The sequence below is a fragment of the Paenibacillus agricola genome, from assembly GCF_011440305.1.
In the GTDB taxonomy this organism is placed as follows: Bacteria; Bacillota; Bacilli; order Paenibacillales; family NBRC-103111; genus Paenibacillus_S; species Paenibacillus_S agricola.
The window spans coordinates 45,042-69,544 of record NZ_JAAOIW010000010.1 but is presented as its reverse complement, the minus strand read 5'-3'; the positions used below and the strand labels follow the sequence as shown (position 1 = coordinate 69,544).

General features: G+C 47.0%; 25 protein-coding genes and 1 other annotated feature. Of the genes, 11 read left to right on the top strand and 14 right to left on the bottom strand.

The window, feature by feature from the left end:
• From G9U52_RS24310 to G9U52_RS24280, 7 genes are all read right to left on the bottom strand, one after another.
• Complete coding sequence (locus G9U52_RS24310; RefSeq protein ID WP_166153249.1) at nt 1-2,352, bottom strand: cyclic di-GMP-binding domain-containing protein, MshE-related; 2,352 nt, start codon at nt 2,350-2,352, stop codon at nt 1-3.
• A complete protein-coding gene (locus tag G9U52_RS24305; RefSeq protein WP_166153248.1) occupies nt 2,331-2,579 on the bottom strand; it encodes a hypothetical protein in 249 nt (82 codons plus the stop codon). Before G9U52_RS24305 ends, G9U52_RS24310 begins: the two co-directional genes overlap by 22 nt.
• A 21-nt stretch (nt 2,580-2,600) precedes the next feature.
• On the bottom strand, nt 2,601-3,983 hold the full coding sequence (locus G9U52_RS24300; RefSeq protein WP_166153247.1) for a sugar phosphate nucleotidyltransferase: 1,383 nt from the start codon (nt 3,981-3,983) through the stop codon (nt 2,601-2,603).
• Between the two features lie 403 nt (nt 3,984-4,386).
• A complete protein-coding gene (rplT, locus tag G9U52_RS24295) occupies nt 4,387-4,746 on the bottom strand; it encodes a 50S ribosomal protein L20 (RefSeq protein WP_166153246.1) in 360 nt (119 codons plus the stop codon).
• Between the two features lie 45 nt (nt 4,747-4,791).
• On the bottom strand, nt 4,792-4,995 hold the full coding sequence (gene rpmI / locus G9U52_RS24290; protein WP_076229692.1) for a 50S ribosomal protein L35: 204 nt from the start codon (nt 4,993-4,995) through the stop codon (nt 4,792-4,794).
• Between the two features lie 24 nt (nt 4,996-5,019).
• Nucleotides 5,020-5,535: a translation initiation factor IF-3 gene (gene infC, locus G9U52_RS24285; protein ID WP_166153415.1), complete on the bottom strand. Its 516-nt coding sequence runs from the start codon at nt 5,533-5,535 to the stop codon at nt 5,020-5,022.
• A 21-nt stretch (nt 5,536-5,556) separates the two neighbouring features.
• Nucleotides 5,557-5,696 (bottom strand) — a sequence feature (ribosomal protein L20 leader region).
• Between the two features lie 43 nt (nt 5,697-5,739).
• The gene (locus G9U52_RS24280) at nt 5,740-6,975 is read right to left on the bottom strand and encodes a glycosyltransferase family 2 protein (protein WP_166153245.1); all 1,236 of its coding nucleotides are present in this window, start codon (nt 6,973-6,975) and stop codon (nt 5,740-5,742) included.
• Nucleotides 6,976-7,509: 534 nt separating this feature from the next.
• Here G9U52_RS24280 and G9U52_RS24275 point away from each other — a divergent pair.
• Both G9U52_RS24275 and G9U52_RS24270 read left to right on the top strand, forming a co-directional pair.
• Complete coding sequence (locus G9U52_RS24275) at nt 7,510-8,037, top strand: phosphatase PAP2 family protein (protein WP_166153244.1); 528 nt, start codon at nt 7,510-7,512, stop codon at nt 8,035-8,037.
• A 97-nt stretch (nt 8,038-8,134) separates the two neighbouring features.
• Complete coding sequence (locus G9U52_RS24270) at nt 8,135-9,265, top strand: MGDG synthase family glycosyltransferase (protein WP_166153243.1); 1,131 nt, start codon at nt 8,135-8,137, stop codon at nt 9,263-9,265.
• A gap of 98 nt (nt 9,266-9,363) precedes the next feature.
• On the opposite strand, the gene trmB is transcribed toward G9U52_RS24270, so the two are convergent.
• Entirely contained in the window at nt 9,364-10,080 is a 717-nt protein-coding gene (gene trmB / locus G9U52_RS24265; RefSeq protein ID WP_166153242.1) for a tRNA (guanosine(46)-N7)-methyltransferase TrmB, read from the bottom strand.
• 180 nt (nt 10,081-10,260) lie between these two features.
• Nucleotides 10,261-10,818, bottom strand: coding sequence for a WGxxGxxG-CTERM domain-containing protein (locus tag G9U52_RS24260; protein ID WP_166153241.1), 558 nt, complete (start codon nt 10,816-10,818; stop codon nt 10,261-10,263).
• Between the two features lie 195 nt (nt 10,819-11,013).
• On the opposite strand from G9U52_RS24260, the gene mnmL reads away from it, so the two are divergent.
• The 4 genes from mnmL (at nt 11,014) to G9U52_RS24240 (ending at nt 14,590) form a co-directional block, all read left to right on the top strand.
• Nucleotides 11,014-11,976 carry a tRNA modification radical SAM protein MnmL/YtqA gene (mnmL, locus tag G9U52_RS24255; protein WP_166153240.1) on the top strand — a complete coding sequence of 321 codons (963 nt, stop codon included), beginning with the start codon at nt 11,014-11,016 and terminating at the stop codon, nt 11,974-11,976.
• A 192-nt stretch (nt 11,977-12,168) separates the two neighbouring features.
• Nucleotides 12,169-12,957 carry a c-type cytochrome gene (locus tag G9U52_RS24250; protein WP_166153239.1) on the top strand — a complete coding sequence of 263 codons (789 nt, stop codon included), beginning with the start codon at nt 12,169-12,171 and terminating at the stop codon, nt 12,955-12,957.
• 15 nt (nt 12,958-12,972) lie between these two features.
• The gene (gene mnmM, locus G9U52_RS24245) at nt 12,973-13,548 is read left to right on the top strand and encodes a tRNA 5-(aminomethyl)-2-thiouridylate-methyltransferase MnmM (RefSeq protein WP_166153238.1); all 576 of its coding nucleotides are present in this window, start codon (nt 12,973-12,975) and stop codon (nt 13,546-13,548) included.
• A 73-nt stretch (nt 13,549-13,621) separates the two neighbouring features.
• The gene (locus G9U52_RS24240) at nt 13,622-14,590 is read left to right on the top strand and encodes a type I phosphomannose isomerase catalytic subunit (protein ID WP_166153237.1); all 969 of its coding nucleotides are present in this window, start codon (nt 13,622-13,624) and stop codon (nt 14,588-14,590) included.
• A gap of 110 nt (nt 14,591-14,700) precedes the next feature.
• On the opposite strand, the gene G9U52_RS24235 is transcribed toward G9U52_RS24240, so the two are convergent.
• The 5 genes from G9U52_RS24235 to G9U52_RS24215 all read right to left on the bottom strand — a co-directional run bounded on the left by G9U52_RS24235 (nt 14,701) and on the right by G9U52_RS24215 (nt 19,136).
• A complete protein-coding gene (locus G9U52_RS24235) occupies nt 14,701-16,464 on the bottom strand; it encodes a B12-binding domain-containing radical SAM protein (RefSeq protein WP_166153236.1) in 1,764 nt (587 codons plus the stop codon).
• Between the two features lie 111 nt (nt 16,465-16,575).
• Nucleotides 16,576-16,806: a hypothetical protein gene (locus tag G9U52_RS24230; RefSeq protein ID WP_166153235.1), complete on the bottom strand. Its 231-nt coding sequence runs from the start codon at nt 16,804-16,806 to the stop codon at nt 16,576-16,578.
• A 122-nt stretch (nt 16,807-16,928) separates the two neighbouring features.
• A complete protein-coding gene (locus G9U52_RS24225; RefSeq protein ID WP_166153234.1) occupies nt 16,929-17,120 on the bottom strand; it encodes a hypothetical protein in 192 nt (63 codons plus the stop codon).
• Nucleotides 17,121-17,139: 19 nt separating this feature from the next.
• Nucleotides 17,140-18,237, bottom strand: coding sequence for an ABC transporter permease (locus G9U52_RS24220; RefSeq protein ID WP_166153414.1), 1,098 nt, complete (start codon nt 18,235-18,237; stop codon nt 17,140-17,142).
• A gap of 2 nt (nt 18,238-18,239) precedes the next feature.
• On the bottom strand, nt 18,240-19,136 hold the full coding sequence (locus G9U52_RS24215) for an ABC transporter ATP-binding protein (protein WP_166153413.1): 897 nt from the start codon (nt 19,134-19,136) through the stop codon (nt 18,240-18,242).
• A 292-nt stretch (nt 19,137-19,428) separates the two neighbouring features.
• Here G9U52_RS24215 and G9U52_RS24210 point away from each other — a divergent pair, with 292 nt between their 5' ends.
• The 5 genes from G9U52_RS24210 (at nt 19,429) to G9U52_RS24190 (ending at nt 24,288) form a co-directional block, all read left to right on the top strand.
• On the top strand, nt 19,429-20,427 hold the full coding sequence (locus tag G9U52_RS24210; protein ID WP_166153233.1) for an RluA family pseudouridine synthase: 999 nt from the start codon (nt 19,429-19,431) through the stop codon (nt 20,425-20,427).
• Nucleotides 20,428-20,591: 164 nt separating this feature from the next.
• Entirely contained in the window at nt 20,592-21,173 is a 582-nt protein-coding gene (locus tag G9U52_RS24205; protein ID WP_166153232.1) for a nitroreductase family protein, read from the top strand.
• Nucleotides 21,174-21,236: 63 nt separating this feature from the next.
• Nucleotides 21,237-22,256: an ABC transporter substrate-binding protein gene (locus tag G9U52_RS24200; protein WP_166153231.1), complete on the top strand. Its 1,020-nt coding sequence runs from the start codon at nt 21,237-21,239 to the stop codon at nt 22,254-22,256.
• Nucleotides 22,253-23,254 (top strand): FecCD family ABC transporter permease, encoded by a 1,002-nt coding sequence (locus G9U52_RS24195; protein WP_166153230.1) that lies wholly within the window; start codon nt 22,253-22,255, stop codon nt 23,252-23,254. Before G9U52_RS24200 ends, G9U52_RS24195 begins: the two co-directional genes overlap by 4 nt.
• Nucleotides 23,251-24,288 carry a FecCD family ABC transporter permease gene (locus tag G9U52_RS24190; protein WP_166153229.1) on the top strand — a complete coding sequence of 346 codons (1,038 nt, stop codon included), beginning with the start codon at nt 23,251-23,253 and terminating at the stop codon, nt 24,286-24,288. The genes G9U52_RS24195 and G9U52_RS24190 overlap by 4 nt, the downstream gene beginning before the upstream one ends.
• The last annotated feature ends 215 nt before the right edge of the window (nt 24,289-24,503 follow it).

Below are 24,503 nucleotides of genomic sequence, written 5' to 3'. Positions count from 1 at the left end.
CTACCCCCCATCCTGAGTAGCACTATTGGAAAACGTATTTGGCGCATTTTTCGATAAACCATGGGTAGTTTTCTCCCAATAAAACGGCTTGGTGATAAGCTGCCATGCCGCCTTAACAGCAGCCAGGCTCATGAGCACCCAATAAATTGGCGTAAGTAGCGCATGCTTAACAAGACCGTAGGAGAAAATATTTTCCTTGCGTTTTTCCAAATCGTGGATGACCCAATAAATGCCTGCCACATTGCTGAAAACGAATAAGAAATTACCGATTAAAAACTCCATAGCTGCTAAATAATAAATAGGACCTGGGAAAAATTGCGGAATCCATTGTACCTTCCAACCGTACCATAAGATGATCATGACCCAATAAAACGGATTTAACAACGGCAGCATCGGGGTTGCCAGCACCATAACCTGGAATCCCATAAAGCCCTTCAAGCCTAATTCCCTGTACAAGCGGAAGGGATTACGCATATGGACAAGCCAAGTCTGCATATAGCCTTTAATCCAGCGTGAACGCTGCCTGATCCAGTTACCTACACGACTGTTCGCTTCCTCCCATGTACGGGAATCCACAATAGCTGTTGAGTAGCCGGATTTATAAAGGCGGATCCCCAGATCAGCATCCTCTGTAACGTTATAAGGATCCCATGCGTTGATTTCCTTCAAGATTTTCATTTTAAAATGATTCGATGTGCCGCCAAGTGGGATCGGGATATCCAATTGCATAACTCCTGGTAGCAGCAGCTCGAACCACATGCTGTATTCATGGGTAAACCAGCGTGTCAGCATATTCTGCTCACTGTTAAAATAATTCAGCTTGGCTTGGATACATGCGCAATTATCAGCATTTTTGACGAAGGCTGCGTGAACCTTTTTGAGCTGGTCTGAATCTGGACGGTCCTCAGCATCGAAGATGACGACATATTCGCCGCGTGCCCGAATCAAGCCATAATTACACGCTTTGGGCTTCGTCTTGGGTAAGCTATGCGGTACCACGATCGTCGTATAATAAGGCGGCAGGTTCATTTCCTTGAGCAGCTCTTGCGCCTCTATATCATCCTGCTCAATTAACAGCCTTACATCCAGCTTCGATTTAGGATAATCAATCTGTTCGATATTGCCGAGTAAATGCGGGATGACCTCGCTTTCCTTATACATCGGAACCAGAATCGTGTAGATGGGCAGCGATCGTTCATCTATGGCATCGATTTCTTCTTTGGTAAATCGCATTTGTGCATTTTCACGCGTACCAAACATAACAATTAAAAATTTAAAGATCGTCATCGAAAAGTAAAAGATTTGTACCATGACATTCAAAATAATTAAAGTATGGAACCAATCAATAATCATACATAATACGAATAACCCTACAAAAATGCCGGTTGTTACTAATTGGGAAGTAGTAAACGTAATATGGGCCGAGTTCTGCGGCTGTTCGTTTACGAGCTTTTGGGTACTCTCTACCATCAATTCGGATTGGTAGACTTCTTTCCAGAAATACTCCATCTCATCGCGAGTTGCCAGTACCTGTTCTATAGGCATGCCCAATCGTTCCTCAATCGAGGCAGCCGTTTCATTCGACAAAGGCTGGCCTACGGCAACCAAGAAGCGATTCAAATCCTTATTGATCACTACCGCATCATATTCTCTGGCCAAGGTCTCCGGCAGTTTATTAATAATATCCTCAAATGCAAAATCGGTACCAATTCGACCGAGGTTATTTTGGGTGGCAATTTGCCGGTATAACTTCTCCGGATCAATAGAACGCAGGGACATCAGAATATCGCCTAACATACCGCCGCTTTTACGTTGATTGTCCAAAGCCTCATTAAGCTGAAGCTGGGTGATGGCACCTGTGTCCACCAACATATCGCCCAATCGGCCCTTTTGCGCTTGCTGGTTGATTAAAGCTGCAACCCGAGCCTTGTCGGTGAAGCCCATCTCAACAACAAGGTCGCCCAGCCGTCCGCCAAATGTCTTTTGGCGGTCCATGGCTTCGTTCAATTGCCACTGTGTGATCAAGCCTTCTACCACCATTAAATCGCCTAAACGAAGCTTCTGCTTGACCCTTTCATCAAATGAAGGCTCAAAGCCCTTCCGGTCCATAATGTTCAGTTTTTGCGTAATCAATTGCTCTATATATCGTTCCTTGCCTTCAATATCCTCTTTTAAATAGTCGACCTGCCTACCCAATTCTTCTGAACGTCGCTTCCTTCGCTTCTGGTCTGCCTCATGATGCTTCGTTTGCTTTTTCAGCTGCTCTTCTAGCTCTAGGATACGTTCATGAGTCCAGCTTTTGCGAAGCCCGAGCCATGCAATGCCAAATGTTACTGGTTTCTTTGAATCCATTGTTTTAATCCCTTTTCCATCTGGTCAAGCTCATGGACCTTCTCTTTCATTTTTTCAATTTCTTGGGATAGCTCCGCAGTTTCGGCCATATAGATTTGATGCTCTTTCCGCCTTTGCTTTTCCAGAGCCTTGATTTCCATTTGGAGCAGATTAAAATGAGCCTGCACCTTATCAGCATCATATCCGATTAGCGATCTTTTCTCCCTTACGGCCGCTCTTTCTCTCACGTCAATTCTCCTCCTGCCGAGTTAACCAGCCAAATATCCATCTATATGTTCATTCGTGTTTACAAATACAGGATCGCCGGTCACGGTTATGATTTCCATAAGATCTACGGTATCCAATGCCTGAAGCGTTGCATGGTCACTATCCTCAAGCACAATATTCCAGCCTGCCGAGGCAAACTTCGTCTCTTTTTTCTTGACTAAGCGTGAATTTCCATGAATAATCGTCCAAGAAACAATTTGCTTTCTTCCATCCTCCAAGGGGATGAATGATTTTTCCATACCGGCCTTAAGCTGAATTCTTCGAGTAGTAACTATCGTTCCATCCGCAAACACAGAACGGTCTATCGTCCGGACTTGCGGTTCTGTGTGATCGATAAGCGCCAAGCTATCTTCCTTTAGCAAGGATTTCTCTTTCATTTGCAGCAAAGCATCTTTGAGATGAACGCTAGCTTCTTTATTACTGATGAGAATGCCCTCGTTATTCGCTGCTATGATGATATCAGACAGGCCTATGGCAACAATAGGAATGTCCAGCTCGTTCATAATATGTACATTCTTGTTGCCCTTCCCGATAAAGCCTTTACCCGATACCGGATCGTCCAACTCCTCTGTCAGTGTGCACCAGGTCCCCAAATCCTTCCAGGTTCCATCGTACACAATGGCAGCAATTCGTTCTTCTTTCTCTGTGACTACACGGTCAAAGCTATCGCTTTCTAAATGGGAGTAGGCCAGCAGCAGCTCCTCGTACGTATTCGGAAGTCCCATCTTGGCAAGCAAATCAAGCACGTACCCCACCTTAAAGCAAAAAACGCCACAGTTCCATAATGCACCACGTTCTATATATTGGGCAGCCTCTTTAGCACTAGGCTTTTCATAAAACATCTCTATAGAAGCTACCGATGAAACCTCGGAAATAGCTTTGGGTACTATATATCCGTATTTCTCAGAAGGAAATGTGGGCTTAACCCCCATTAAAGCGATATTCGCGCCAGTACTTTCCAAGGCCTGTGGTAGCTTAAGCAAGGAATCGTAAAATGATCCCCCCACTTGGCTATCTACGGGCATAATGGCTACTGGCTCATCACGCGAGACTCCTCTATGTGAATATAAATAGGCAACGGAAAGTAGGATGGCTGGAAACGTATCTCGCTTAGCTGGCTCAAGCACCAGATCAATACCGCGCCCTAATTGCTCTCGGATTAGCTCCTGCTGTCCCACTGCGGTAGCAATAACCGCAGACTTGTGAAGGCCACGCTCGCTAAGCTGACTCCACACATTTTGAAGCATGGATGCAGGATGTCCATTTTCGTCTTTAAAAAAAGGTACAAACTGCTTAGAGCGCTGTTCATTAGAAAGGGGCCAAAGCCTTAGTCCTGAACCACCAGAAAGTAAAACAATATTCATGCTCGCTCACCCATTTCCTCAAAGTTGCCAAGGCATATCCAAGTACACAAACTTCCATTAAACAGATCATTCTATACAAAAATGGAAGCTTGTAGTTTTAGGGACTAAAGACCCACGAATTCACCTTATGTTTATGATACCATTCAAAGTTTTGAAAACAATTAAAGCTTTATTAGATTATAGTTAAGTTTAATTCAATTTGTCGCTTATTTGTTAGGATTATTAACAGATGCCCTTTCATTATCAAATGGAGCCTATCATCCTTAATTATAACATGAGATTATAGACAAATTCCGACCAGGCTCCTACCATCTTCTGGGTACTCCAGAAGCCTGATATAAAGCAAAAACCGCTAACCTCTGCAAAGCTGCAAAGGATAGCGGTATTCTTATTTATTATTTATTTAAGCATTTGCACTTTGTTTAGCTGCATTCGCCAAATCATTAAATGCATTCAGATCGTTGACAGCAAGATCAGCTAACATTTTACGGTTAACTTCGATACCCGAAAGCTTAAGACCATACATGAATTTGCTGTAAGACAAGCCATTGATACGAGCGGCTGCATTAATACGTGTAATCCACAATCTGCGGAAGTCACGTTTTTTTGCACGACGGTCACGGTATGCATACAGTAAGGATTTCATTACTTGTTGATTTGCTGTTTTAAATAAGCGATGCTTGGAACCAAAATAACCCTTTGCCAGCTTCAAAATCTTTTTATGACGACGACGAGTCACGAACCCGCCCTTTACTCTTGCCATGATTCATTACCTCCAAATATTTAAGTGGGATACAAACGTTAGAAATTAACCTTTAATGTTGCCTAATTGCTGCTTCAATCGTTTTACATCGCCAGCAGCCATAACGGGATTAGTTCCCAAAACGCGTTTTTGACGATTGGATTTAGCGGATAGTAAATGGTTCTTGTGAGCTTTATATCTCATAACTTTACCTGTACCCGTGATCTTAAAGCGGCCTTTAAGGCTGCTGTGTGTTTTCATTTTCGGCATGATGTATAGAATCCTCCTTAATATTTATGCTTGCTGCTTAGGTGCCAAAATCAGAATCATGCTGCGGCCTTCCAGCTTAGCCCTGCGTTCAATGACAGAAATTTCTTCAACATCGGCAGCCATCCGCTCCAGAACCTTTTGCCCAATACTTGCATGGGCAATTTCACGGCCACGGAAACGAACACTTAGCTTCACTTTATCGCCTTCATTCAAAAATTTCACAACATTACGTTGCTTCGTTTGAAAGTCATGCTCATCAATAGTTGCACTTAAGCGGATTTCTTTAAGTTCCACAATCTTTTGGTTTTTACGGGCTTCTTTTTCTTTCTTCTGTGTTTCATAGCGGAATTTCCCGTAATCCATAATCCGGCATACCGGCGGTTTAGCCGTCGGAGCAACATTAACTAAATCCAAATTGGCATCAAGTGCAATCTGAAGTGCTTCGCGAATCGGCTTGATTCCTAGCTGTTCTCCATCTCCACCGATCAAGCGTACTTCCTTCACTCGAATCTCATCGTTAATTAAATGCTCTGTACTAATAACTTGCCACCTCCATGGATTGAAATAAAAAAAACGCGGGCAGCGAACGCCCACGTCTGTTAAAGTTTAAGTGATCAAACCCATATTCACACTCACTCTAGCTTTATAACCAGCCAACACAAGGTTAGTCAGGTGAGAAGCGGGCGCCTCTTCTTTTTCAACTAGAACATCATAGCATACACTACGTAGATAAGTCAACCATGATTAACTAACCTGTTTGCTCTGCACTTCTTCCAACCGAATCACACGAGTATGCTCGGTGTGGCTCCATTGCTTGTTGTTTTGTGTGAAGAAGGCATACACGGTGATTGGCCACCATGAAAGCATGAATAACGGAAAAGGTATCAGGTACAGCCAGGTTCTCCAATTGGCCTTCTCAATAATCAAGGCTAGCGGGAATTGGATAAAGCTTAAAATCCCGATTGTCATAAACAATGCTGGAGCGTAATCAAACAATGATCTTAAAGCTGGCGCTCCTGGCATGATCATATCGCCCCACAGCACGATATAAAGCACAGAACCGATTAACACATTATATACGTTTAACGCATACACCGCTGTATCAATCTTAGACCAGCTTCTTTCCTTCAGCCCCTGCCAAAACAAAGGGAAGAAGTATCTGCGGGCTACATCGAAATGCCCTTGCATCCAACGAAGGCGCTGCTTGGCAGAAGCCCTGAATGTAATTGGTTTTTCATCAAATACTTTGGCATCATAATTAAATGTGGGATTAATTCCACGTTGTACACACCGCATGGTAAATTCCAAATCCTCAACAAGGCTGGTTGCACCCCAACCAATTTCCTTGATCAGTTTGGTCTCGAAGCACATGCCCGTGCCACCGAGAAAGTTAGCAAGACCGAGGTTTTGCCGCGGAAGCTGCCATAAGCGGTTACAGTACCAGTACGTTACAGCATAAGCGGCTGTAATCCAAGAATCGTTCGGATTCTTAGTGTCCAGATAAGCCTGAATAACGCGTGAACCATTGCAAAGGTCATTATTCATATGCATTAAATAATCAGGATTAACCAAGTTATCTGCATCAAACATGACGATTGAATCATAATTGCGCGGCTTTTTCCAAAGCTCTTTGAGCATCCATTCAATCGCGTAACCTTTACCTCGAAGCTTCGGATTCTGCCGCTCGCAAGCATATACCCCCATACTCCGTGCAATGTGGGCTGTACGATCTGTACAATTGTCACATATCACGAAAATATCGTATAATTCTTTTGGATAATCCAGGTTTTTCAGATTATCGATCAAGGCTCCAACCACCTGCTCCTCGTTATGGGCAGCGACCAGAATAGCAAAAGATTTTTGTGGTGCAAATTGTGCCTTGGGCTTCAGTCTGTACCAGCCGAAAAACGTCAAAAAAAGCTGATAAACTCCGATCAGCGCCAAGACAACTTGAACACCCAAAATAATATTGTCCAGCATTTATAATCCCCCTTTTTTTATGTACCCCAAAGTTTTCTCTATCTATTATGCATATGCATCTATGAGCTTCGATGGTTTATTTTCATTGTGTGGGTAACCGAGTATGATTTTCCTCTCTTTCCCCCCTTTTGTCAAAAGGCGCTTATAGCCTGCATACGCCAGATAATGTGAATTAGCGGAGATTTCATGATGATTAACGACCGGGTTCTTTGCCATCCAGCATTTCTTCCATGTTTTCATCGATTCTCACGGCTTTTCAAATAAATCAATCAAGTAGAGTCCGCTTCCTTTGATGATAACAAAGCTGAATTTGGCATAAGCTATGCCATACCCATTATTATGATACAATAATTGCAGGGCTTGCACAAATTCTATGGGCGGATGCTACAGGCTCCTTTTGTTTAATAGGTATTTATATAAGGTTAATACTCCATTAACAAAAGAAGTATATACTCAAGTTGAATAGGATGATTACCTATCGATTACAACATGGATCTCGTGTAGCTTATCTACTCTAATTGGGAGGCGATTGGTATGAATCGGATCGTGTCCTGGCTGCAGCAGCGCGAGAACCGAATATTTTATTGGATTAATCAAAGAATGCGGAATCCCTTCCTAGACTACTTCTTTAATACTATTACCCATCTTGGCGGCGCAACCTTCACCATTGCCGCAGCATTATGCTTAAGCCTGTTCGGTCAAGGAAATTGGAGGCTCGCAGGTCTGCAAAGCTGTATTGCATTAGTTATTAGCCATATCCCTGTTGCTCTAATCAAAAAAAATTATCCGCGGCTCCGACCTTATCTTGTTCTGAAGGATACGAATACATACAAAAAACCTTTAACCGACCATTCGTTTCCTTCCGGACACACTACGGCTATATTTTCCATCACGGTTCCACTTTTTTATACTTATTCTTGGCTGGGTCCGTTTCTAATCCCTCTGGCATCTTTAGTTGGTATTTCGCGTATGTATCTAGGACTGCACTATCCATCAGATTGCCTGGTAGGATGTATTATTGGAACTGCTGCGGCGTTCGGGGCTGTTTTATTATTCACTTAGCGGATCTTTGGGTATATAATGGTTAGTGTGTTAATTTTTTTTTGATAAATCAGTCCCATTTGTTATCATTTGTTTAAGAGGTATGGTGAAAAAGCTAATGCGTAAAAAAAGGGTCTTGTTACTATCCGAAGGGTTTGGAGCGGGACACACGCAAGCCGCCCAAGCACTTTCTGTCGGTCTTCGTATGCTTTCGCCGAATATTCAAACACGTGTGCTAGAGCTTGGCTCGTTTCTACACCCAACTTTGGCTCCATTGATCCTTAATGCTTATCGTAGAACCGTAACTACACAACCGAAGCTATACGGTCTGATGTACCGTTCCCAGTATAAAAAATCATTGAACCGATTTGCCCAATTGGCACTGCATCGCATTTTTTATGCACAGACGGCAGCTGTGATCCACCAGCTTCGACCGGACACTATTGTATGCACACATCCACTTCCTAATGCAGTCATCTCCCGTTTAAAGCGTGCTGGACTCAACATTCCTTTGTGTACAGTCATAACCGATTATGATGTACATGGGACTTGGGTAAGCTCAGAGGTTAACAAATATTTAGTGTCCACCTCCAATGTCCGCGACAAGCTGCTAACCCGCGGCGTCCAGTCCGATGCGATTGAAGTGACAGGAATTCCAGTCCATCCGAACTTTTGGGAGCCCCATAACCGGGAGGACTTGCGTGCACAGTTTGGGTTGAAGACCATGCCTACCGTGCTTGTCATGGGTGGTGGCTGGGGTTTGATGAACAGCAAGGAATCGTTGGATTACTTCACTCGCTGGCGAGAAAAGGTGCAGTTAATCATATGCGTTGGCAGCAATGATAAAACGCTTGCTGAATTATCTCAGGATGAACGGTTTCGGCATGAAAATATCCGGTTAATGGGATTCACGAATGAAGTTGATAAATGGATGGAAGTCTCCGACTTGCTTATCACCAAGCCTGGTGGAATGACCTGTACGGAGGGGTTATCCAAAGGCATACCGATGCTTTTCTACCAGCCGATCCCTGGGCAAGAGGAAGAAAATATGCACTATTTCACCCAACGCGGATATGGAGAGCCCATCAAGTCTGAAGCTACGATTGACCATTGGTTCCAGCTACTTATTGACCGTTATTCGGAGGTATCGCAAACATCCTTTGATATCCACCCTTACATAAATACCTATAATCCTACAGATTGCTCCCAGGCTATTATGGAAATGTTAAAGGTTAATGTGTTGCATTAATAGTGTTCAAACACGAATAAGAAGCATGCTTGCCTACTCTTGAAGGCATTGCATGCTTCTTATTTGTTTACAGCTTTGTTTGGCAAAATAGCCTCTGCTTACTCTTCAGATCGTTCCATTTCCTCAAGCCTTTGTAGATGGGCGTCCATCGCCTGTTTGCCTATGACAACCTCCATACGGTGAATATTTACGCCTTGCTCGAAAAACTTCGTTTCATATTCAGTCATCACCAAATCAGTGCGTGCACCTTCGGCATGCAGATCCAATGAAATATTACGCATCCGCAGGTTCATGTCGGCAAAGGAATTCAGCGAAAATTCGAATAATGAGCGTGAATCAGTTTTAAAATGAATCTCCCCACGGTCATTCAAAATATCCGTATATTTGCGAACAAAGCCGGCATGGGTCAAGCGGCGGCGGGCATGGCGTTTTTTTGGCCAAGGATCACTGAAATTTAAATAAATGCGCTCCAGTTCATGAGTATCAAAAATATCTTCAATCTTCTCAATATTAAAAAGAGCCAACTTTAAATTAGCAATATTCCCGCCGTCTGCGCCTCTCGCCAGCTCAGCTTTTTCACCAGCCCTGCGCAGCAGCTCATCATACATATCTACCCCTATGTAATTAATATCTGGATTTAGATAACTAAGCTCACTAATGAACTTGCCCTTACCCATCCCCAGCTCTACATGAATCGGGTTATCGTTGCCGAATTGTGTACTCCATTTCCCTTTATAAACGGCTGGCTCCAAAATAATGAGCTCCGGCTGTGCGATCAAAGCTTCTCTTATTCCTTTTCTTCCACGTAAACGCATAATCATCCTCCGGCTGTATACTTAAGAGTTAACCTCTTTGTGAACTTATAAACGGTTCAAAAATGATTATACTCTATACAAGCAAGGTATGAAAAGACGGCTACCACCTGCATGCTGTGATAACCGTGCTTTATGGTCACTATTTGCTTCAAGCGTTACTAAATCAGAACCATAGCTTTGTTATTTCATGCCCTCGTGGGATTCATCACGACCTCTGCTGCGCATTCCTGCAAGACCCAGCAGACCAAGCAAGCCTAACCATCCCCAATTGGTGCCTTTAGTAGTCGTATCTGCATTGGCTCTATAGCTGTACGTATCATAATTTCCACCGTATCCATTACCTGTGTTTTTGGTTCCTTTAGTGGTCATCCGATCAAGCAAATGATGGTCGGTATTATTCGTGACGTTCGTTCCATAGCCTGATGTATTAGTTCCTGTACCCGTGGTATTTGTACCATTTATCCCTGTGCCTGTTGTGCCTGTTGTACCGGTTGTGCCTGTTGTGCCTGTTGTGCCTGTTGTGCCCATTGTTCCTGTGCCATCCGTGCCTGAAGTGCCCATCAATCCTGTACCATCTGTTGTCCCTGTCCCATCCATCGGGCTCGTCCCATAAATTCCGCTCGTCCCTGTACCTGTACCTGTTGCCCCACTAGTGCCCGTCTCGGCAAAAGCCTGCGTACCAACACCTAACGAAGCTGCAAGAGCCAAAACAAAAACCGTTTTTCGAAAATGTTTCATATGAATTCATGCTCCCTTCAAATGTTTTCTGTGCCCACTTAGGATGGTCGGCAGGATAATAAATTATCCTTTCTATATAGAGGGGGATTCTGCTAAGGAAAAAGTTCGCAAACCCATCAGGTTTACGTTAAAATAATAGGAATCAGACCCTAGTGACAAAGGAAAAATATTTGCACCAAGAAGGAGCCTTACCTTATGAAGCAAGCTCAAAATGCTGCCGTCCCTCTATTGTGGGGAGACAAGCGTTTCCATACATGGAACACAGAAATGCGCCGCCAGTTCGGTACGAAAGTGTTTAAAGTTATGCTCGATGCTGGTTTTACTTGCCCTAATCGGGACGGCTCGATGGCAGCCGGAGGCTGTACATTTTGCAGTGCACGGGGCTCAGGGGACTTTGCGGGTAGCCGCCGCGATGATCTGGTCACACAATTCAATAACATCCGCGATCTCCAGCATAAAAAGTGGCCTGACGCCCAATATGTTGGTTATTTCCAAGCCTATACCAACACTTATGCTCCTGTAGCGGAGCTGCGGGAATATTATGAAGTGATTTTGAAGCAGCCTGGGGTTGTCGGCTTATCTATTGCCACAAGACCTGATTGTTTGCCTGATGACGTAGTCGAATACTTGGCTGAGCTAAATGAAAGGACGTATCTCTGGGTAGAGATGGGCCTGCAAACGATACACGAATCCACCTCGCAGCTGATCAACCGTGCCCACGATACCTTGTGCTATACCGATGCGGTTGCCAAGCTCAAAAAGCATAATATTCGCACCTGTGCCCATATTATTCACGGGCTCCCCGGCGAAACCCATGAGATGATGCTCGACACCGGCAGAGCAGTTGCTGCGATGGGCGTGGAGGGAATCAAGATTCACCTGCTGCACCTCATGCGTAAAACACCGATGGTTAAACAATATGAAGCTGGATTGCTGCGCTTTTTGGAGATGGATGAATATGTAAAGCTCGTTGTAGATACACTTGAGCTGCTCCCTCCGGAAATGATCGTCCATCGGCTTACAGGGGATGCTCCCCGCGATTTGCTGATCGGCCCCTTATGGAGCCTTAAGAAATGGGAAGTGCTTAATGCCATTGATGCCGAGCTGCGCGTACGGGATACTTACCAAGGCAAGAGGTTCGAAAATTTGAGCGTCTGATTGGATCACTAAAGGCTGGATGGACTGTGGAGCAAGTGCACAAGAAGAGGACTAACTTACTGCGCTTCAATTTATAACTAAATTTCATCATGGCTTGAACCGTTTAACGCCATTTGCACGTTTATTAGGAAGTAGGCGTTTTAATTTCGGGATCTACCTTGCTTGAATACGTTATAATGAGGAGCGATGGGTATGAAGAAACAGACAGCGTTATTTTCCTGCATGCTGGCAATTATGGTGATCGCGGGCTGCAGCAGCGATAAGCCTGCTGCACAGCCTGCAAGCCCTGCCCCAAGTGCAGGCGCGGCAGTAATACCGCCTAAGGTGGCGGAGACCAAGGTAGCGGAGCAGGCTACGCCGGAACCGGCGAAGAACGAGCCGGTTAAGGTTGAGCCGGTAACAGCGCCGCCCGTCGCTGACGCGCCCAAGGCGGCGGCTCCCGAGGCTGCGAAGCCCGAGCCGCAAGCTCCTCCGGCCGCTGCGCCCGTCGCTGACGCGCCCAAGGCGGCGGCTCCCGAGGCCGCGAAGCCCGAGCCGCAAGCTCCTCCGGCCGCTGCGCCCGTCGCTGACGCACCCAAGGCGGCGGCTCCCGAGGCTGTGAAGCCCGAGCCGCAAGCTCCTCCGGCCGCTGCGCCCGTCGCTGACGCACCCAAGGCGGCGGCTCCCGAGGCCGCGAAGCCCGAGCCGCAAGCTCCTCCGGCCGCTGCGCCCGTCGCAGACGCGCCCAAGGCAGCGGCTCCAGCAGCAACGGTAGCCGCTACCAAAGCAGAAGCCCTATTTAAAGATAATTGCATGGCTTGCCACGGTGACCAATTGCAAGGCGGAATGGGACCCAACCTGACAAAAATAGGCTCTAAACGAACAAATGCCGAATTAGTTGCCAAAATTAACGATGGCGGAAAAGTGATGCCGCCTTTCAATGAAATGCTAAAAGCAGATGAAGTCGAAGCCTTAGCCGCTTGGCTCGCCACCAAAAAATAAACCATGGAGGCTCGCATGAGTTTTTTATCCATTCTGAATTATGCCCAGAAGCTGGTCGAACAGCGTCTCCTTCCCGGGGATATAGCCATAGATGCCACCGCTGGTAACGGCGGCGATACTGCCTTCCTCGCCAGGCTGGTAGGCACCCAAGGCGCAGTACATGCCTTTGACATCCAAGAGCAAGCCTTAATAGCAACAGAACAACGCCTCGCACAGACGCAGCCGGACTATTCCCATGTCCGGCTGCATTTGCGCGACCATGCGGAGCTGTATGATGCAGTTCCAGAGGCAGCAGAGCAACGGGTAGGAGCGGCCATGTTTAATTTGGGCTACTTGCCCGGCGGTGACCATCAATCTGTCACTGCCCCCCATTCCACCATCCCTGCACTCCAATCCGCTCTAACGGCTTTACGAAAAGGCGGTATCGTAACCATTGTCTTGTATACGGGGCATCCCGGCGGTACAGAAGAAGCTTCAGCTGTTCAATCATGGGTTGAACAATTGCCACAAAAACAGTATCAAGTGCTGGAATACCGCTTTTTAAATCAAAAAAACCATCCCCCTTACCTGATTGCAGTAGAAAAGCTCTAGCTGGATTGGTATAATTCTATTTAGAGTTATACCAATCTTGGAATAAGCAACCAACTAGAAAGTAGGGAATTTATTGAAACCATATCCTTTATTATTTCAACCGGAATTAAAAGAACGCGTTTGGGGCGGGCGGGCACTGGAACAGTTCGGGTTAGAGCTGCCAGAAGGTCCAATTGGCGAAGCATGGGCAATAGGCGATCATCCGAATGGCACCACGAAGGTCATTAACGGTGCCTTGGCAGGACTAGGCCTGGACGAGGTGCGCGAACAATATGGACAGGATTTTTTTGGAAGCAAGGGCTTTTCCGAGAAGAATGGCCGTTTCCCTTTATTAATTAAGCTGTTGGATTGCCAGGATGATTTATCCGTACAGGTTCATCCAAATGACAATTACCAAGGTTTGCCACAAGGCGAGCTGGGCAAAACAGAGATGTGGTACATCCTCGATGCCAAGCCTGGAGCCAAGATCATTTATGGAACCAATGATGGTGTCACCCGCGAGCAATTGGCGCTAGCCATTGAAGAACACCGAATTATGGATTGCCTCAATGAAATCACTGTAGAGACTGGCGATTCCTTCTACATTCCATCGGGTACTGTGCATGCACTCGGCGCTGGCGTGCTTGTTGCAGAGATCCAGCAAAACTCAGACAGCACATACAGGCTTTACGATTATGACCGGATGGGCCTTGATGGCAAGCCGCGTGATTTGCATATCGAGGATTCCTTGAACGTGATCGCTTATACGAATTCCGGTGCCACTTTTATGAAAACCGATTTGGAATCGACTAACCAATGGCTGACATTGGCCCATTCTCCTTTTTTCATTACGGAAAAAGGCAAGGTTGAGCAAACCTGGAAGCTGCAAACCACTCCGGCCAGCTTTATTATTCATGTCATTTGTGAGGGAACCGGAACGATTGGGTGGGGCGATGGGGAACAGCAGCCTGTCCAGCCAGGTGAATGCTATCTCATTCCAGCTAACCTGGGTGACTATACACTTACCGGATCCATGACAGTGCTTAGAAGCTATTTGCCTTAAGATCATTTAGACTATATCGTTATTGCTTTCTACACAACAAAAGCACCTAAACCCACCATGATGTGGTGGTTAGGTGCTTTTTCATTTTTGTTATATGAAGGATGCCTACCTTACATAGCTGCCGCAGATTCGAGTGAAAGCGTGAAATGCATCGCACGTGTCGAGGTATCCGGCGGGAAATAAATGATCAACAGCTGCTGCGAATCGGCGATAATTTCTGAAGTCTGCAAGTAAACATCCAGCCGGAATGGGACGACCTCAATCATCACATGCTTATGGATGTCCTTCTCGCCGATGCCAAGCGCTGCGTAAGATGCAGACACTTCTTCCGGATTATGGACAAGCCGACGGAAATAGTCGGTTTGGGCAGCCTTATTCAGCGTGAATTGCCACCATATTTTGCGAGGCTTGTACTTATGGTTAAGGAAATAATCCAGCTTCATTAGCCCCTCGATCACATCCATCCGCTTCGTTCCGCGATCGATCAGGAAAGCATGCAGCCTTGTGAATAAATCCTCCAGCTGATGGCCGATTTTTTGCCAACCCCGCGTTTCCCAGAAATCTCCAAACTGCTGGAAGAAATCAAAGGCTGACGGGAAATGCTCACGGATCAAATAAGTGACGGTATGGTCGAGCCGGTGCGAATTCCAATACTTCTCCAGCACATCCTCGACCCGCTTAATGCGAACCAGGTCAGAAAATGGCAAGATGTCATTGCCCAGAATTTCATAAGGCGCATTGTCCATATACATATAGCCATATTTCTCCGCGTCAGCGCGCATGCCCGTGCCACGAAGCATTTTCAGGAACCCGAGCTGAAGCTCCTCCGGACCTAATTCAAACACATCGTTGAAGGTTTTGCGGAAGGAGTTGTAGTCCTCCTCTGGCAAACCGGCGATTAAATCGAGATGCTGGTCGATTTTGCCGCTTTCCTTGACCATCGTGACCGTGCGTGAAAGCTTGGCGAAATTCTGCCTTCGCTTTACGATTCCGTTGGTCAAATCATTCGTCGACTGCACGCCAATCTCAAAGCGGAATACGCCCTTTGGTGCATGCTGCGATAAATACTCCAGTACCTCGGGCCGCATAATATCAGCGGTAATCTCAAACTGGAAGACACAGCCGCGGTGGTTATTAATTAAAAATTCGAAGATTTCCATCGCATAATCACGTTTAATATTAAAGGTGCGATCCACGAATTTAATCAGCTTTGCACCCGAATCGATCAAATAAATGATATCGCTTTTCGTCCGCTCAATGTCAAAATAGCGTACACCCACTTCAATCGACGATAAACAAAATGAGCAGCTGAATGGGCAGCCACGGCTCGTTTCGAAATAAACGACCCGATTCGCCAGGCTTGGGACATCCTCGGCAAATCGGTAAGGTGTCGGAATATCGCTTAGATTTAACTTCGGCCGAGACGGGTTAACGATCACCCTTCCCTCTTTGCGATACGCCGCTCCAAATACGCTGTAATAGGCGCGGTCTCCGCTAATTTCCTTCAACAGATGGTGGAAGGTTTCTTCCCCTTCGCCTACTACGATAAAATCAACCTGCGGTAGCCGATCCATCCAGTACTCCGTATCATAGGAGACTTCCGGACCTCCTAGCAAAATAATAAGCTGCGGGTTAATTTTTTTTAGCATGCTAATAACCGTAATTGTTTCTTCGATATTCCATATATAACAGGAGAAGCCGATCACATCCGGCTGGCGCTGGAATAAATCCGAGACGATATTCATCGCTGGATCCTTGATCGTATACTCCGTAATGTCGATGTCAAAATCATCACCGCAAAATGCTTTTAAATAACGCAAAGCCAGCGAGGTATGAATAAATTTGGCGTTTAAGGTGGATAGTACGATCTTCATGTTAGATGCCCTCATTTGCTTACAGAATCAATGTATCTTATTTTACATGGAAAAGATCGTAAACACAAAAAAAAGAAAATGGAACACCTCGTAAGGTTGATCCATTTTCCGCTACAAGCCTGCTGTATTTTGTTGCATGTCGCCAACCTCAGGAACCATCGTATGCAACATGAATGCATCGTTGCCGTCTTCAACCCAACAGTTAGCCTGTGTCATCAGCTGTGCTTCAACCTGTTCCTTCTGTGTCACTAACTGCTCGGCAACATCACCTTGCGACTGTTCGATCGTATGCTTTAGCTGTTTCCTTTGTTCCATTCGTTTGGCCATTTGATATAAAATCATGATCCTATCCCTCTTTTCCCAAGTTATAAGGTTAACCATACGCTACGAACATGAAGGCAAGATTAACGTAGCATCATTGGTTTGTTAAAAGTGCATGATTTAAATGAATTGGCTACTTTCTACTAGTATATTGCCCCGGTGAAGTTCATTATATGCACGACCTGAACTAATATATGCCAGAAAAAAAGAAAATCGACGGCTGTATTCCCATTGGGAAACCAACCATCGACATCCAATCCATCTTTTACAGCCATTACAGCCATTACAGCCATTACAGCCATTACAAGACCGTTATGAGTCTTGGGTTTGACCATAATTTGTTCTTATCAAGATCTACTCCCACTTAAACGTAAAGCTGGCGATAATAAAGGCGACCACCATCCAGCCCCCCAGCAGTGCCGCCTCGCTCCATACGACCGACAGGTCGGCTCCGACATTCATCACCTGCCGCAAGGCCGTCGTGAGATGGGCAATAGGCAGCAGCTTAATAATCGGCTGCAGAAATTCCGGCATGTTTTGGATCGGGAAAAACACGCCGCCCACGAACAGCATCGGGAACGATATAAACCCGGCGATTGGACCGGCGCTTTCCGGTGTTTTGGCAAGCCCGGCAATAATAAAGCCAATCGACATAAAGGCCAAGGTTCCCAGCACGACAAAGCCCAGCAAAAGCGCCCATGAGCCATTGATTTGTGCGTTAAAGAAGAAATGGCCCACCAGCAGTACGATCAAGGACTGCGATCCATTCAAGATTAGCCGTGCCGTAATTTGCGCAGCGATGAAGGTCGAAGCCTTCAGTGTCGTACTCTGCATCCTTCGCAAGATGCCCCGCTCCCGCCAAGCGGCAATCTGTCCGGCTACCCCGTTGAGATTATTCGACATAATCATCATCGCCAGTATACCGGGCACCAGAAAATCGATATAGGTAAGCTTCAACGATTGGACGCCTTCCGGCTGGATGGTGATAACCGGTACATAATTTACCCGTTTTTTATCGATGCCGTCAATGACCTGCCCCACCGCCACCAGGCCAATCTGCGAGGCCGTTACATTCGTTTCATCATAATACACCTTCAGGCTTGTTGAAGTGGATGCTTTGCCGGTATCCACCGCTTGCCCGTAGCCTTTGGGGATCGCCACGACCATCTGCTGGTCGCCTTTCTTCAAGGCTTCCAAGGAAGCATTCAACTCCCCTGCTGGCTGAAGCTTCAGGATGGGATCCTGCTGCAAGGACTCCGCCAGCGACTGCGAAGCCGGTGATTGGTCCAAATCAATAACCATTCCTTTAAGCGATACATTGCTTCCATTACCGAGAAAGGAGCCCAGCAGCACCATGAAGAAAATCGGAAAGAGCAGCGTCCAGACCAGCACCTGCCGATTACGGATAAACAGCCTTAATTGTGCCAGCGTCAGCTGAATATAAGCATTCATCTTCATGCTTCTCTCAGGCTCCTTCCCGTCATATGAATAAACACATCCTCCAGTGTCGCGGTTCGTGTCTGCAGGTCAACAATCTGCCATTGCTCTGCTTCCCCGCGCTGAATGAGATCAATGAGTGTAGCTTGCAAATAATCGGTGTATAACACGAACACCCCTTGCCGCCAATCGACCTGCTTCACCTTTTGCAACAGCTTCAATTGCTCCAACAACGCCGCTTGATCCGTTTCGGACAGCTTGATCCCTTCAGGGAGCCGAAACTCAATCGCGCTGTCGGACTGCAGGCTGCTGACAAGGTTACGCGGTGTATCCAAAGCGATCACCTCACCGCTGTCCATCAAGCAAATGCGATCACAAAGAATATGTGCTTCTTCCATATAATGTGTGCTGAGCACGACCGTTTTTCCGCGCTTTTTCAGCCCGAGAATAATGTCCCACAGCGTTCTGCGAGCCTGCGGGTCCAAGCCCGTCGTCGGCTCATCCAGAAAAATAACCTGCGGGTCATTGACCAAGGCAAGCGCTATGGCAAGGCGCTGCTTTTGTCCGCCGGATAAATTTTTGACACGATCGTTCATTTTTTCCCGCAAAATCATATCGTCCAGCAACGGCTCAATCGGCACCGAATCAGGATAGAAGCTCGCGTACATCCTCACAATTTCATGCACCTTCAGCAAATCAAACAATGAGGTCGACTGTAGCTGCACACCGATGACCTGCTTGACCTTTTTTAAATCCTTTTGTGTATCATAACCTGCTACACGTGCCGTGCCCCCATCGGGCCGACGCAAGCCTTCGATCATTTCCATGGTCGTCGTTTTCCCGGCTCCGTTGGGACCGAGCAGTCCAAATACCTCGCCTTTGTACACCTCGAAATGAACACCTTTGACTGCCATGAAATCGCCATATTGCTTTTTCAACCCTTTTACTTCAATAATAGCCTGCGGTGCCTCCAACAGCCCCACCTCTTCCTTTTGACAATTCCGTTTTACTTTTAACCGTATAGCCTTGTAAATGCCCTTAAGCAGGTTCTGTGCTGCGTTGCCCCTGTTCTTGTGCTGTTCCCTAGTATAACATTGTACCCAAGCTCATGCACAAATCCAATCGCCAGCCTTCCCACTTCTCCCACCCTCTGGAACATGGTATAGTAAGGGATATCAAAATCTAATTATCGGAGCGTCCTACCTAATGAGCAAATCTAAACCATCTAAACCTTCCAAATCACTTTCGGGCAAGAAACAAGCCCCTAGCAGCAATGCTACGAATCAAAAAAAGGGCAGCGCCTTCCGCCCTCCGGCCAAGCCAACCGTATTTACTGTTAAAGAGCCAGCCGAGCTGCTGACCTTTCTATTGGAACAACTGCCAAGCATGGGCCGCAACTCGGTTAAATCGCTGCTTGCCCGCGGACAAGTATCGGTAAATGACCGTAGTATGACCACGTACAATTACGCACTAAAGCCTGGACAGGTTGTGAGCATCAGCAAAGATAAGTCGTCGGAGCAGCCGCCGATCCTTGGCCTTACGATCCTGCATGAGGATGAAGATGTAATCGTCATTAAAAAGGATTCGGGACTCCTGTCCGTAGCTTCGCCTTCAGAGAACGAAATGACCGCTTACCGCCAATTAACCTCCCATGTCCGTTTAACCAATCCGAAAAACCGGATTTATATCGTCCACCGTCTGGACCGCGATACCTCCGGAGTGATGGTTTTTGCCAAAAGCGAAAACGTCCAGCAAATTTTGCAAAACTCGTGGCAGGATATGGTCAAGGAGCGCTCCTATACGGCTCTGGTGGAAGGAAAGGTCAGGAAAATCGAAGGCACGATATCCTCTTGGCTGAAAGAAAGCAGCACACTCAAAATGTACTCCAGCAGCTACCCCAATGATGGACAGCATGCGGTTACCCACTACAGATTGATTCAAACCAATGGCAATTTCTCTTTGCTGGACATCCATCTTGAAACTGGACGCAAAAACCAGATTCGTGTCCATATGGAGGACATCGGCCATCCCGTGGTTGGTGACAAAAAATACGGCTCCAAATCGAAAATTATTAACCGGCTTGGGCTGCACGCACGTGTACTGGCTTTTATCCACCCTACTAGCGGCGAGCTGCTGCGTTTTGAAACCGAAATTCCCAAAATGTTCATGCACCCTTTCCGCGCCGCGCCTACGAATAACCAATAAGCTTATGATGTGGAGCCCCTGATGGGGTTCTTTTTTTTATGCCGGGACAAAATCGTCCATCCAAATAGACAAATTAAGACATGTACAAACTTTGTTATGAACCTTATTATTGATAAGAAATAATGATAATCATTATCAATAGGATTAGATATGGAGGTTGTACAATGCTGGAAACAACGGGTATACAACGCGCAGGCACCCTGGCTGAATTAATAAAAGCAAGACGCACGGTTCGGTTATTCAAAAGCGACCCCGTTCCGATGGAGCTGTTGGTGGACTTGCTTAATATCGCTGCGTGGGCACCTAATCATGGAGCGAGAGAGCCTTGGAGGTTCATTGTTTATAAAGAGGAAGCGAGAAAAGCCTTGGCCGCGGCGATGGTTGCCACCTACTCTGCTGAAGATAAAGAAAAATATGGAAAGGCAAAATGGGCTTATTTTACGCATGTTCCCCTTCATCTGCTTGTCGTTATGGGTGAGGACCCGAGACAAAAGCAATGGGATGAGGATTATGCCGCTGTCTGCGCCTGGATCCAGACCTTCCAGCTTGCGGCTTGGGAGGAGAACTTAGGTGTCGTATGGAAAACGAACAATTTCGTTTATCATCCTGGCTTCCGCGAAGCCGTGGGCGTGCAACCAGGGGAAAAGATCGTCGGCCTGCTGCATATTGGCTACCCGGAGCAAATTCCCGCTCCGCGTCCACGAACCGATGCCCGGGAATTCCTGACTGTACATGACAAGCTATAATGGAATGACCGCCCGAATTATAAGAATGCTAGCAAATAATGGAGTTGAACAAAGGAGAAAACCATGAAAAAGATACATTTATTAGTCGTGTTGGCCATTTTACTAATCACCGCAGGCTGCGGGACGGCCGGCTCTAATCCAGGAAGCGCTTCGGCACCTGCATCGACTGCACCGGCTACACCAGCTACACCAGCCAAAGAAGGAACAACACCCACAGCTGCCCCTGCTGCATTTAACAAAACGATTACGCATACGATGGGAACCGTTACGCTGACGAAAGTGCCCGAACGTGTCGTTGTATTATTCAACGGAATGGTTGACATTACGGCTGCTTTGAAGGTCAAGCCTGTTGGTGCGGTACAATCCTGGGATGAGTTGCCTTGGTACAAATTTCTAAGAGCCGATATGGAAGGCGTCAAAAATCTCGGTGATGAGGATCAACCGAATATAGAAGCGATCCTGGCGCTGAAGCCTGATCTCATCATTGCAGCCAAAGGACGGCATGAAAAGCTTTATCCACAGTTGAACTCGATTGCCCCAACCATCATGGTTGCCGATTTGTTCACTTGGAAGGAAAATTTGAAAGTTGCTGGAGAAGCACTTAACAAACAGGATGAGGTAACGAAGATTATGAAAGAATGGGATACTCGTGTTGCCACATTTAAGCAAAAAATGGGCGACCGCCTCGGCAAATCGGAAGTATCCATTATCCGCTTTCAAAAGGACAACAGCTCCCGGATTTATGTAACAGGCTTTGCGGGTACGATCTTCCAAGAGTTAGGATTACCGCGGCCAAAGGCGCAGCAAGCCGAAGGCAAATCCGTTCTCAACCTAACCTCGAAAGAGCAAATACCACAGATGGATGGCGACTATATTTTTGACATTACACAATTGAACGACGGAACGAATTCATTAAAAAATTCAGAGGAGTGGCTCTCTCACCCGCTCTGGAAGGACCTCAAGGGTGTCAAGGCTGGCAAGTACTTCAAGGCTGACCCTATTACGTGGAATTTGAGTGGAGGAAGTATAGCGGCCAAGATGCTATTGGACGATCTTTACAAGTACTTCGATATTCAACCATGATCGGACACTTATATAGAGCAGCTGGGCTTGTTGCCGCTGCTCTTTTCCTGCTTATTTGCCTGGGCTCAAGCATCATATTCGGAGCAACGAACTTCGACCTGCACACGGCTTGGGAGGCTTTCATCCACTATGATGAAAGTGTCCGTGAACAGGTCATACTGCGTACGACCCGCATGCCCCGAGCATTTATTGCCGCTGCCATAGGCGCAAGCTTAGGCGTAGCCGGAGCGTTGATGCAAGCGTTAACCCGCAATCCGTTGGCTGCACCAAGTGTGCTTGGTGTTAACGCGGGAGCCACTTTTTTCATCCTCTTAGCATCGATGGTCTTTTCCCTGTCCTCGATGCAGGTGTTGATGTGGATTTCATTCCTGGGCGCAGCTATAGCTGCAGCGATCGTCTACATGCTCGGCTCCATGGGGCGTGACGGATTGACGCCGATCAAAATCATACTCGCAGGCTCGGCGATGACGGCGCTGTTCTCCTCGTTCACCCAAGGCTTGCTGGTGGTCAATCAGCAAGGGCTGAACAGTGTGCTATTCTGGCTGACAGGGTCGATCGCCGGGCGTTCGCCGGACATGCTGCTTGCTGTACTGCCTTATATGGCCGTGTGCTGGATAGCGGCTTTGATCATTGCAAGAGACATCAATTTGCTAATGATGGGCGAGGATACCGCCAAAAGCCTGGGGCAAAGAACGGCCCTCGTTAAGATCGTGTCCGCTATCATCATTGTCGTGCTGGCCGGCAGCTCGGTGTCCATAGCCGGGCCCATCGGTTTTATTGGTATCGTCATTCCCCATGTTTCACGCTTCTTTGTCGGCATGGACTACCGCTGGGTTCTGCCCTACTGCGCCTTGCTTGGTGCCATCCTGCTGATCACCGCTGATCTCGTCGCCCGATTTATTATGATCCCTGAGGAAATGCCCGTAGGTGTTATGACCGCGATTATCGGTGCACCATTTTTCGTTTATATTGCCAGAAAGGGGATTACCAAAACATGAAGTCTTACCTCCCTTTTCGTACCAGCCGCTTGTCTTTTTTAATTCACAAAAAAACCGTGCTTGTCACCGCTGTGCTGCTGGGCGTGTGTGCCGCTTTTGTCATAATTAGCACGGGATCAGGGGAAATGCAGATTTCCCCCATCGATGTAGTCCGTAGCCTATTCGGCATAGGTGCAGAGGACCACACGATGGTGATCCAGAAGCTGCGCCTCCCTCGCATTATAGTTGCGCTGCTGGCTGGCGTTTCGCTGGCTGCCTCGGGAGCGATCCTGCAGGGGATGATCCGCAACCCGATGGCTTCCCCCGATATATTGGGCGTTACGGGAGGCGCCGCCGTAGCAGCCGTTGCCTTCCTCAATTACTTTGCAGGTACGGTAAGCATCCGCTGGCTTCCGGTATCGGCCATGCTTGGTGCGGCAATCGTCGCCAGCATCCTTTACCTGCTTGCCTGGAAGAAAGGCATCACCCCCTTCCGGCTTGTTCTGGTAGGGGTAGGCATCTCCTCACTGATGTCGGCCATGACAACAATGATGCTTATATTCAGTCCCAAAAATGATCCCGGTCAAGCTTACACGTGGCTAACCGGATCTGTGTATGGCACCAATTGGGAGAATGTATGGACGATCCTGCCTTGGAGCGTTTTATTGATTCCGCTTGCCTTCCTCGGAGCCCGCCATATCAATATCCAGCAGTTGGGTGACGAAATAGCCGCCAGCTCTGGAAGCTCCGTCGAATTTAATCGCTTGCTGTTGCTATTGCTAAGCGTTGCTCTAGCCGGATCTGCCGTTTCGGTTGGCGGTGGCATCGGCTTCGTAGGTTTGCTCGCTCCGCATATGGCGCGCAAGCTGGTGGGCTCAAGCTTCGGCAGCGTGCTTCCCGTCGCCGCTCTGCTAGGAGCGATTGTTGTCGTAGCTGCTGATCTCGTAGGCCGGACGTTTTTCCTGCCCTTGGATATTCCTGCAGGGGTATTTACAGCAGCCGTAGGTGCGCCCTTCTTTATCTATTTACTTTATACAAGGCGTAATGCCGTATAATGCTCATTGTACTTTTAGGGCATACAACCGATATAATCTAAATCATTTATAAAAATCTCCGGCGTCCGGCTTCTTTCTATGGAAAGAGGCTTGGCGTCTTTTATTGTTGCTACTTTTGCCAATTAACAGCTCATTAGCGGTCGCTCCTCTCATTGTTGACCGGCCGTTACTGTCCTTAGCCTGTTACTAGATGGATTGACAAATACAACGATCCT